Annotated in this window: 5 protein-coding genes and 1 pseudogene; 4 read left to right on the top strand and 2 right to left on the bottom strand. The window is 62.6% G+C overall.

Annotated elements, in window-relative coordinates; genetic code table 11:
- Nucleotides 1-5,811 (top strand): annotated as a pseudogene (locus tag ABJ076_RS04095) (hypothetical protein); the annotation flags it as partial.
- Nucleotides 5,812-5,900: 89 nt separating this feature from the next.
- Here ABJ076_RS04095 and ABJ076_RS04090 read toward each other — a convergent pair.
- A complete protein-coding gene (locus ABJ076_RS04090; RefSeq protein ID WP_348186078.1) occupies nt 5,901-7,286 on the bottom strand; it encodes a hypothetical protein in 1,386 nt (461 codons plus the stop codon).
- Nucleotides 7,287-7,327: 41 nt separating this feature from the next.
- On the opposite strand from ABJ076_RS04090, the gene ABJ076_RS04085 reads away from it, so the two are divergent.
- On the top strand, nt 7,328-8,116 hold the full coding sequence (locus ABJ076_RS04085) for a hypothetical protein (protein ID WP_348186080.1): 789 nt from the start codon (nt 7,328-7,330) through the stop codon (nt 8,114-8,116).
- A complete protein-coding gene (locus ABJ076_RS04080; RefSeq protein ID WP_348186082.1) occupies nt 8,103-9,728 on the top strand; it encodes a hypothetical protein in 1,626 nt (541 codons plus the stop codon). The genes ABJ076_RS04085 and ABJ076_RS04080 overlap by 14 nt, the downstream gene beginning before the upstream one ends.
- Here ABJ076_RS04080 and ABJ076_RS04075 read toward each other — a convergent pair.
- On the bottom strand, nt 9,718-10,344 hold the full coding sequence (locus tag ABJ076_RS04075; protein WP_348186084.1) for a methyltransferase domain-containing protein: 627 nt from the start codon (nt 10,342-10,344) through the stop codon (nt 9,718-9,720). The genes ABJ076_RS04080 and ABJ076_RS04075 overlap by 11 nt on opposite strands.
- A gap of 146 nt (nt 10,345-10,490) precedes the next feature.
- Here ABJ076_RS04075 and ABJ076_RS04070 point away from each other — a divergent pair, with 146 nt between their 5' ends.
- Nucleotides 10,491-11,312: a glycosyltransferase gene (locus tag ABJ076_RS04070; RefSeq protein ID WP_348186086.1), complete on the top strand. Its 822-nt coding sequence runs from the start codon at nt 10,491-10,493 to the stop codon at nt 11,310-11,312.
- Nucleotides 11,313-11,314 lie beyond the last annotated feature (2 nt).

The following is an 11,314-nucleotide window of genomic DNA, read 5'->3' as shown; positions in this document are numbered from 1 at the left end:
GATGCCGATCTGCTCGACGGCGGCGCCGGGAATGATGTTCTCAACGGCGGCGCGGGCGACGATACGATCTCCGCAACCGAGGGCAGCGACACGGTCAATGCCGGTGACGGCGCGGACGCGATCTATGCAGGCGACGCTGGCGTTGTGGACGGCGGTGCAGGCGACGATACGCTCTATGTCGACACCCGCTCCGACCTGGACGGGCTGACGGTCTCCAACGTCGAAGACATCGTCATTGCAGACGAGCAGGCCACGAACGGCGACGACGCTATCTCAGGCTTCGCAGACAGCGACACCCTCAGCGGCCTTGGCGGCGACGACACACTCGACGGTCTGGCCGGTGACGATGTTCTGGACGGCGGAGCTGGTAACGACGAGATCACCGGTGGTGCCGGTGACGATACGCTCCAGGGCGGCGCTGGTTCAGATACCCTCTCGGGCGGTGACGGCAACGATCAGCTTGATGGTGGTGAAGGCTCCGACGTTCTGTATGGCACCGATGGTTCCGACACGCTTTCCGGCGGTGACGGCGCGGATGCGATCTATGCAGGCGACGCTGGCGTTATCGATGGCGGGGCCGGTAACGACACGCTTTATGTCGACACCCGCTCCGACCTGGACGGCCTGACGGTCTCCAACGTCGAAGACATCGTCATTGCTGACGAGCAGGCCACAGACGGCGACGACGCCATCTCAGGCTTCGCCGATGCGGACACGCTGTCCGGCCTGGCCGGTGACGACACACTCGACGGTCTTGCCGGCAATGACGTTATCGACGGCGGCGCCGGGAACGATGAGATCACCGGTGGCGCGGGCAGCGATGCCCTCTCCGGTGGCGAAGGCTCCGACACGCTTTATGGCGGTGCGGACAGCGATACGCTGTCGGGTGGCGCGGATGCCGATCTGCTCGACGGCGGCGCCGGGAATGATGTTCTCAACGGCGGCGCGGGCGACGACACCATCTCCGCGACAGATGGCGCTGACACGGTCAATGCCGGTGACGGCGCGGATGCGATCTACGCAGGTGACTCTGGCGTTATCGATGGCGGCGCCGGGGACGACACGCTCTATGTCGACACCCGCTCCGACCTGGACGGGCTGACGGTCTCCAACGTCGAAGACATCGTTATTGCAGACGAACAGGCCACCGAGGGCGACGACGCCATCACCGGCTTCGAAGGCAATGACACCCTCTCCGGCCTTGCCGGCAACGACACACTCGACGGCCTCGGCGGTGATGATGTGCTCGCCGGTTTTGAAGGCGATGATGCGCTTTCCGGCGCTGCCGGGAACGACCAGCTCTATGGTGGGGCGGGCGACGATGCCCTTTCAGGCGGTGACGATGACGACGCCCTTTATGGCGGGGTCGGCAACGACGTCCTGGATGGCGGCGCGGGTTCGGATGCCATGGATGGTGGGTCGGGTAACGACACACTGATCGGCAGTACTGACGCGGACACGCTTTCCGGCGGTGCTGATGCTGACGAGCTCAATGGCGGTGGCGGTAACGACGTGCTTGATGGCGGGACCGGCGATGACGCGATCACGGCCGGTAGCGGAACCGACACTGTTCTCGGTGGCGAGGGCGATGACACGCTCTTCAACCAGGGCGGTGCCGACATTCTCGACGGTGGCTCTGGCAACGACGTCATCACAGGCAGCGACGCGGCGGAAACCATCGACGGCGGGGCAGGTGACGACACAATCTCAGGCGGCGGCGGAGCCGATGAGATCGCAGGCGGTGACGGCGACGATGCAATCACCGGCGGTGACGGTGCCGAGACAATTGATGGCGGTGCAGGCGACGATCTGATTTCCGGCGGCGCGGGCGATGATGAGATCACTGGCGGTGCGGGGGCCGACACCCTTGCGGGCGGCGATGGCGCGGACAGCTTTGCCGGCGATCTTGCGGATCTCAATGGCGACAGCATCACAGATTACGATCCAGAGACTGGCGATCTGGTGATCGCGAACGCCTCCTTCGGCGACGATGCAGTGACACTGACCACTTCCGGCGGCACGACCACGGTCGCGATCGATGCGGATGGCAATGGCTCCGCGGATGCGACCTTCAGTTTGGCTGGCGAGTTCAACTCGGTCACCACCTCCACGACGGACGGCAAGACCTCCATCAGCTTCTCTCCTGAGGTCACCGCATCCGAAGGCGCGGACAGCCTGACCGGCACGGACAGCGACGATGCGATCGACGGTCTCGGCGGCGACGACGCCATTGACGGCGGGGCCGGAAACGACTCTGTCGACGGCGGCACAGGTGAGGATACGCTTTCCGGCGACAGCGGAAACGATACGCTGCTTGGCGGTGACGGCGATGACGTTCTGGATGGCGGGGCCGACGATGATGCCCTCTATGGCGGTGCCGGTGCCGATACTCTCAACGGTGGGCTCGGAAACGACAGCCTCGACGGTGGCACAGGCGATGATGCACTCGACGGCGCGGATGGTGCGGATACCCTCTCCGGTGCGAGCGGCGACGATACGCTGTCCGGCGCAGCCGGAAGCGATCAGCTTGATGGCGGCGAAGGAAACGACATCCTCTACGGCGGTGCGGATAACGACACGCTGAGCGGTGGCGCCGGTGACGACACTCTTGCCGGCGGTGACGGCGATGACGTCGTTGATGGCGGGGCTGGGAACGATACGATCGACGGCGGCTTCGGCAATGACGAGATCAGGGCCGGCGACGGAGCCAACGCAATCGATGGCGGTGACGGCGACGACACCCTCCAGGGCGGTGCCGACTCCGATACGCTGAGCGGCGGCGCGGGTGCGGATGCCCTCGACGGCGGCACGGGCGACGACAGCCTTGTTGGCGGCGACGACGCAGACACCCTGTCCGGTGGCGCCGGCAATGACATCCTCGACGGAGGCGCTGGCAATGACAGCGTCGATGCCGGGTCCGGTGCGAACACGGTTCTTGGCGGCGCAGGCGACGACACGGTCACGGCCGGTGCAGACGATGACGAACTCTCCGGCGGCGATGGCAGTGATGTGATCGACGGCGGTGCAGGCGACGACACGATTGACGGCGGTGCGGACAATGACGCGCTGACCGGCGGCGACGGTGCTGACTCCCTTGACGGCGGCGCTGGCAATGACAGCGTTGACGCTGGATCCGGTGCAAACACGGTTCTTGGCGGTGCCGGTGACGACACGGTCACGGCCGGTGCAGACAATGACCTGCTCTCCGGCGGCGACGGCAACGATGCGCTCAACGGCGGCGACGGCGATGACACGCTCGATGGCGGCGACGACGACGACGATCTGACTGGTGGCGCGGGTAACGATCTGATCTCCGCTGGCACCGGAAACGACACTGTCTCCGGTGGCGCAGGCGACGATACGATCGTCAATGTCGGCGGCTCCGACAGCCTTGACGGCGGGGACGGAAACGACGCGATATCCGGCGGCGATGCTGACGAGACCGTCAGCGGCGGCGCGGGCGACGACACACTCTCGGGCGGCGGCGCAAACGATCTGCTCGACGGCGGCGATGGCAACGATGTCATCACCGCGGGGAGCGGCGTCGATACGGTGCTCGGCGGCAGCGGCGACGACACCATCGTCAATGAAGGCGGCGCGGACAATGTCAGCGGCGGCGACGGCAACGATGTCATCACCGGCAGCGATACAGCCGAAACCATCGACGGCGGTGCAGGCGACGACACGATCTTCGGCGGTGGCGGGACCGACAGCATCGACGGTGGTGACGGCAATGACCAGATCACCGGCGGGGACAATGCCGAGACCATCGATGGCGGCGCTGGCGACGATCTGATCTCCGGCGGCAGCGGCGACGATTCCATCTCGGCAGGCTCCGGCAATGACACGATCGACGGCGGAGCCGGTGCGGACAGCATTGTCGGCACGCTCAGCGACCTCGATGGTGACAGCATCACCGGCTTCGATCCGGAGACAGGCGACCTAGTGATCGCCAATGCCTCCTTCGATACGGATGCGGTCAGCCTGTCACAGGCCGGTGGCCAGACCACCGTCACGATCGACGCGGACGGCAACGGCAGCGCGGACGCGACATTCACAATTGCGGGCACCTTCCTCAGCGTCACAACGAGCAGCGCGGACGGCCGGACCAGCCTTACCTTCAGCACCGATGCAACGGCAACGGAAGCCGCCGACACGCTGTCTGGCGGCGCCGATGCGGACACGATCAGCGGCCTTGCCGGCAACGATCTGATCGACGGCGGAGCCGGGAACGATCTACTGGATGGCGGCGACAGCGACGATACGCTTTCCGGCGGCAGTGGCGTCGACAGCCTGGTTGGTGGCAATGGTGCTGATCTGATGTTCGGCGGCGACGGCGCGGATATGCTGACCGGCGGTGCGGGCAATGATACTTTCGCGGGAACCGAGGCGGAATTCACCGGCGATACGATCAGCGATCTGGCGGATGGCGATGCCGTGCTCATCAAAGGCGCGGAATTCTCCAGCGACAATGTCACGCTGACCTTCGCGGACGGCGTGACGACAGTCGCCATCGACTCGAACGGCGACGGCAATGTGGATGCCAGCTTTACGCTGGACGGCGAATTCAAGTCCGTCACTGCGTCGGCGGCATCAGGCGACACGACGCTCTCTTTCTCGACATCGGCTCCCCAGGAAAAGTACTCGGTATTCGCGACCGGTGACTTCGACGGTGACGGCAAGGAAGATTTGCTCCTGGTCTCGAACCAGGAAAATGTATCGGTCTGGACCCTCGATGGGGCGACAGCGGACGAAAAAGCCCTGACCGGCGCGCTGAACCGAGGCGGTGATTTCTCCGTCAAGGCCGTGGCCGACTTCGATGGCGACGGCGACGACGATATCCTGCTCAAGGGCGACAACGGCGCCATCTCTGTCTGGGAGATGGACGGCGCGACAGCCAGCGAGAAAGCATTTTCAGGCCGTATGCAGGCAGGGTGGGAGATCACCGGCACCGCTGATTTCGACGGTAATGGCACAGAGGATATCCTCCTGCGTCAGCAAGATGGCGCTGTCTCGATCTGGCAGATGGATGGGGGCACCGTCACAAACCGTTCCTATGCCGGACAGATGTCTTCCGACTGGACAGTCGAATCGCTCTCCGATTTCAACGGCGACGGAAAAACCGACATCCTCGCCCGCAACTCCAATGGTGCGGTCTCGGTCTGGGAAATGGACGGCGGTACTGCGAGTAACAAGAGCTACGCAGGGGCGCTGGACAGCAGCTGGGATATCGGCGCGGTCGCGGATTTCGATGGCGACGGAAAACAAGACATTATGGCCGTCAAGGACGACGGTTCCGTCTCTGTCTGGGAGATGGATGGCGGCGTCGCAAGCAGCAAGAGTTTCGCCGGCAAACTCGGTGAAGGCTGGCAAGTCGAGGCGGTTGAAGACTTCACCGGCGACGGCAAGGCCGATATCCTGACCAAGAGTGCCGATGGTGCTGTTTCGGTCTGGGAGATGGATGGCGGTTCCGTCACGGCGAGAACCTATGTCGGCAAACTTGGCGAAGGCTGGGAAATCGAGAAAATCGCCGACTTCAACGGCGACGGCTCGCAGGATCTGCTGACGGCGAGCGCGGATGGAGTCGTTTCCCTCTGGGAAATGGATGCTGGCGGAGCCTCCGAGAAGGCCTATGTCGGAAAGATCCAGGCGGGCTGGGAGATAGGTGAGATTGCCGACTTCAATGGCGACGGCAAGACTGATATCCAGCTGCAGAATACCGAAACCGGCCAGGTTTCGATCTGGGAGATGGATGGCGCCGACGTCGTGGTTGCGAACCTGACCGGCAATCTCTGGAACGACCTGATATAATCAACCTGAGCTGCCGGCAGGTACTTCCGGCAGCACCACTCTTCTTCATGGTCCGCCGAGATTATCGATGCGCCGAACGGGGACTGCGATCAGGGTGCTACAAAATGGCTGACAAGAGCCACGCCGCCGCTCAGCAGAAGCACACTCAAGACCAGCCTGGCTGCATCCCGGATCGACAAAACGCGGCTACGCCTGAGCAGCACCGACTGGCCGCCCAGCATGACAAATGAGGCAACGATCACGCCGATCCCGACGCCCTCAAGTCCTGCCTCGTGGAATCCGATAACAGTTCCGCCCCAGAGCGTAGCAATAGCCAGGAAATAGACGGCTACGATTTCCCGGATCGGGCGGGTTCGCGCCGACATCGCGATCGGCATCAGCCACGATGCGCTGATCATCGGAATCCCCGCGACCAGGAAAATCTTCAAGGCCGGGACCGCAGCCGCATAGGCCACATAAACGAAGGGCACCACCACCTTGACCAGCATCACACCAATGGTGGAGAGCACCGAAATAACCGCCGCGAGCTTCAGCGCATCGCCAACCACGCGGCGCGACAGAGCGAAGGGTTCGGCCGCATAGGCTTCAGCCGAAAGCTTCGGGTAATAAGCCTGCGCAATGGTTCCGAAGGTCCCGGCATAAAGCCCGAGCACTGCCGCCGCGAAAGAGAATTGCCCGTAGGTCTCCGGATCGGCGAGATCCGCAACGAACCAGCGGTTCGCCATCATGAACACGCTCCAGAGCGAAACCGAGACGAACAACGGGAAAGCCACCGCCACAGTCCGGCGCATGCGGTCAAGACCGGGGTGGTACCGGATGTTCGGCGGATCACGGCGGAGCATATTGGCAGCAACGCCACCGAACCAGAGGATGAGCACCGAGAAGCACCCGGAAAGTCCTCCGAAATAGAGGCCTAGCACACGCGGTGCCGTCAAACCTATCTGCACGATCGAATTGTTCGCTGTGAAAAGCCCGTAGGTCGAGAGCCCGCGATAAAGGGCAAGATGCCCCATCAGGATAAACTGCATGCCCCCGGCCAGAATCGCCAGCAGGGTGGCCGGCATAGGCAACGGTACCTTGAATGAATCCCGAAACACATAGGCAAGCGCAAGGGCCGAGACAGTAGCAATGACCGCAAGGTAAAAACGGGTCCAGAGTATACCCTGAACCCGCACACCAGCCGGGCTGTTAAGCCCAGCCTGTTTCATCCGCGCCGCCGTTCGGGTGATGAGCTGCGAAGTCCCGAGATCGAGCAGCCAGAGATATTGCACAAAGGTAGAAATCAGAATGAACTGGCCGAACGAAATCGGCTCCATAAACCACGGAATGAACAGTCCGGTGGCGGCGACGCAGGCATTGACCGTCGGCACCACCAGCGCGTAACTGCGCGGGCTCTCGAGAAACCGCTTGAACGCGCCGGAAGTCTCTTTGCCCGACGGCGGTTCGGCGCTTGGCGGCGCGCTTTCGCTCGTCATATGCTGGTCTCCATTGTGGCACCGGCCAGACAGGAATGCGTGTGACGGACTTTATTGAGTGCGACTGGGAGTACGGTGTACCGGCCGCGCTCCGCCGTGGCGGTATGCACGGAATCGATTTTGGAATTGAAACTGCCGACCGTCACTCTTTCTTCACCCTTGCGCCTGAACGTCATGGTGCCCGCCTCGCCGAGGATCAAGCACTCAAAAACGGTCCCGAGGCAGGCGAGCGGCACCTGACCGTCGAAATGGCCGAGGGCCGTTGGAGCGCCGTCCTCACATCGAGACTCCGCGAACGGAGCCTCACTCTCTCCGCCTCGCTTACCACGCTTTCGCCCTCACTTTTTCAGGATTTTGTTGTTCGGGCGGTTTTTTCGACCGCGTCCTTCACCGAGGCGGCTATCGCTGGTGAGCATTTCGAGCATACCGGCAGCAATATCTACCATCAGCACCCGGTACGACATGCCGTGCTTTCCGGCCCCAACGGAACGCTAGAAATCCGGGTTACAGAATGCACAGCCCTATCGGCGTTCGAGCAGGTTCTCTATATCCGGGATGCGCCGGAGGGCTGGGTCGTTCATGCAAGGCTGATCCCGAAACCACCCTATGCGCTTCTCTGGGTCCGTTGGTTCAATCGCTTCGCCCGGCTGTCACTGCCCGATTGGGCGAGCCGGGCCCTGCTATCCGTTCCGGCACTGAAATCCCGTCTCTGGTACGCGGCGGAGCGCGGCGGCCGGAATGCCCTGCAACTGCAGGCCAGCGGACTGGCCCACCTTAATTCCGGAGAGCGCATTGCGCTCACGATGGAGATAACATTTGAGCGTTCCTGAAGGCACTGTCGGCTCGCGATTTGAACGGATAGCGGAACAGATCGCCGAAGCGCTGGCCGCTCAATGCGATCCCGAGAAAGGTTTCGCGGAGACAGAATTCTACGGGTCCGCTTTCGCCGCCATGCTCTGGCGACGATGGCCGGAGCGCTTCGGCGATGACATCGCCGCCGCGCTCGACCGGCTGAAAAGGCAGGACAAGCAGGCACGGATCGGTGTCTGGGAAAACCATTTTCACTGGGAATTCGTGCGATTCGCACTTGCCGATCTGTTTCGCTCGGACCCCATAGCCGGCGACCGGAAGCCCGGGGATGTACTCGGTGAAATGAGCTTTGTCCGAAACCGTGTCGCCAATTGGACACTGCTACGCAGCACCGTCAGGCTTTGCGGCACAGGGTCATTTGAGAAGATCATCGGCCGGATCGAGCGATGGCTTGCCCTTGCCGTCTACCAGAAACCGGGCGGTTTCATCGAGGACCAGCGCGGCGCCCCGACCCAGCAATATCATGCCTTTGCGACCGCGCTGCTGGGCTACCAGATCGCCGTGCTCGAAGAACCATCCGCCGATTTGCGTGAGCGATTTCGCACTGCCCTTCACGCCCTTGTCCGGACTGCACTGCATGATGGCGAGGTGAATGCGATCGGGCGCGGACGGTTTCAGAGCTTTGGATACGCCGCCGCGGCGCTGGCGCTCGGAGCCGGCCTCCGGCTCGGCTGCGCGCCGGAAGGCTCCATCGCCTTGCTGCGGGCCATCGCCGACCGGCTGGAGACAGCCCTCGGACCAGACGACAGCCTGCCCCTGATGATCACCCGGATCGACGAGCGGGAGGAGGTCACACCGCCGCCGCATCACCTCCATCAGCGCCGGATCGGCTGGCACTCCTACAATAACGGGCCGGACTATCTTGCCTTCTCGGGCTCAGTCCTGAAGCTCGCGGCGGAACAACTCGCCGCCTCACCCGAACCCGGCACACCCCTGCCTCTTCCAATAGAGAACGGCCTTGATGACGGCATCCGGGTCGTCCGGAATGCGGCCTATTCCGCGATCACCACCTTGCCGCGCCGAACAATCACGGCGGCGCAGCCCCTGCCCTATATTGTCACGACCGACGGCACGCGGCCGTTGCCGTCCTATGGCGATGAGACCTTGCCGGACGGCATCTATACGCCTCTTTCCATGCCGCTTCCGGTCTTCGAGCAGCATGATCGCACATTTCGCGATATTCTTTCCGGGACCAACTTCCGTTGGGCCGGGCCGGATAAAATCGTCGGTGAGACCAGCACTTTCCGTTTCGAAAGGCGGTTCCGCTTCGAGGCAGAATCAATAGAGATCGAAGATGCCTTCACGCTAACGGATGCGTCAGGTCATGCGCTGCTGCATCTGCCCTGGCTGACCTTGCCTGCGTCAGCGGAACCCGCGGCCAAGACAGACCAGGGCACCGCGTTTGCCCTCGCCGGCGCGCGGCTGGAAAGCGATCTGCCACTGACGGAGGTTACTGCCGCGGCGCCGCAATACGGGATCAGCGGGCGACTGCGAGTCTGGTCCAATGCCGCGTCCCCCCCACCGCCAGGCGAGATTACGACGGCCCGCTATCGGATCCTGTTTACGGCTTGACCCCATCCACCAGCAACGAGAGGTGCGAGGAGGAAAAGCTCTTGTCCGGCGTGCCGTGCCGCTTGCAACGGTAGATGTTCCCCCGGTCGTCGCTCCAGGGCGTCTCATGGAACTGCCCGCCACTATCAAACCACTCTCCTGGCTCAACCTGGAATCCTGCTGCCTCAAGAGCCGCACTCAGGATCTCTATCGTAAAAAGCTGCTTGTGATCGTCTGCGCCGGGGCCGACCCCGCCGGGCTCGACATGCCGGATATAGTCAGGGTTGGGATTGTGCCCGTCGGGAACCGCGATCCGGATGGTTCCGCCCGTCTTCAGGTACCGGAGTGCATTCTCCAGCACTGCCGGGATCAGCTCCGGCGGAATATGTTCGAACACATGTTCCGCAAGAAGCCGATCAATCGATGCCTCATGACCAAAAAGCTCTGCCCAGGCCGTCGCGCACGTTGCATCAAAAAAGCCAATATCGGAGCCAAACCATTCCGGCGCCGGGGCCGTCCCGCCGAGGACGACCTTCAGTGGCGCCCCCATCTCTACCGCCTGTCGCAGCCTGCGTTCCTGGCGCCAGTCGCGCAGCGGGCGCCTGATATATTCGAAGAATAATCTGCGAAGCGTCATGACGCACACGATCTATTAAAAAAACTGCTCAAAACTGCGGCACAACCGGTTGCGAAAGCAGGAAAACCCTTAGGTCGGCACGATATACGACAGGGTAACGATCTGATAGGTTAATTACTCCTGCTCGCGTTTTAACCAGAGGACACATGGTGGCGGCTCACCCCTCTTTCGTCTCTGTTGTCATCACCGTTTTTCAGGCGGAGACACATATCGTACGGGCCCTCCGCTCTGCGACCATGCTGGACGTGGACGGACCGGTGGAAATCATCCTGTTTGACGACGGATCAACGGACGGCACACTGACCGCAGCACGGGCCGAGGCCGAAGTTGATCCGCGAATTATCGTGATCGAAGGCGGGCGCCAGGGCCGGGCACGCGCACTCAATCAGGCGATTACCGCCGCCGGAGGCCGTTACATTGCCATTCTGGATGCGGACGATATCGCCCTCCCGCACCGTTTGCGGGCAACACTTCCAATGCTTGAGGCAAACCCCGAACTGGTAATGGCCTGCTCGGAAGCGATTGTTTTCGAAGGCGACGCACCTGAACGACCGGCCGGAATGCAGACCGGTGCGCGCATAAGCCGGATTACGCCCGCAACGCTCTATGCCTCCAACCGGATCACCCATTCCACCGTCCTATTCCGGCGGACGGCTTGGGAGCAGGCCGGAGGCTATGACGAGCGGCTCGATATCTGCATCGATTATGCGTTCTATTTCCGGCTGCTCCGCGTCGGCGGGATCGCTCACACGGACACAGTGACCTGTCTCCGCGAGCGCCGGGCCAACAGTTATTTCGCGGCCCAACGCCAGCAGGATTATACCGATGCCCTGTCCCTGATACGGGCAGAGGCGCGCAGCACCATGACGATCCCGCTTTGGGCAAAGCTTGCCGCAGCCGCACGGTCCATACGGCTCGGCATGAAAAACCTGGGTGACCAGTTGCACGCACCATCGGGAACAGCCTAACC

The organism is Nisaea sp., from assembly GCF_039990255.1.
In the GTDB taxonomy this organism is placed as follows: Bacteria; Pseudomonadota; Alphaproteobacteria; order Thalassobaculales; family Thalassobaculaceae; genus Nisaea.
The sequence above is the reverse complement of the archived record's forward strand: the minus strand, read 5'-3'. Positions and strand labels throughout refer to the sequence as shown.

Excerpts from the sequence above, each read along its gene's own strand:
- ABJ076_RS04090 (WP_348186078.1), bottom strand. The coding sequence starts at position 7,286 with ATGACGAGCGAAAGCGCGCCGCCAAGCGCCGAACCGCCGTCGGGCAAA.
- ABJ076_RS04075 (WP_348186084.1), bottom strand. The coding sequence starts at position 10,344 with ATGACGCTTCGCAGATTATTCTTCGAATATATCAGGCGCCCGCTGCGC.
- ABJ076_RS04070 (WP_348186086.1), top strand. The coding sequence starts at position 10,491 with ATGGTGGCGGCTCACCCCTCTTTCGTCTCTGTTGTCATCACCGTTTTT.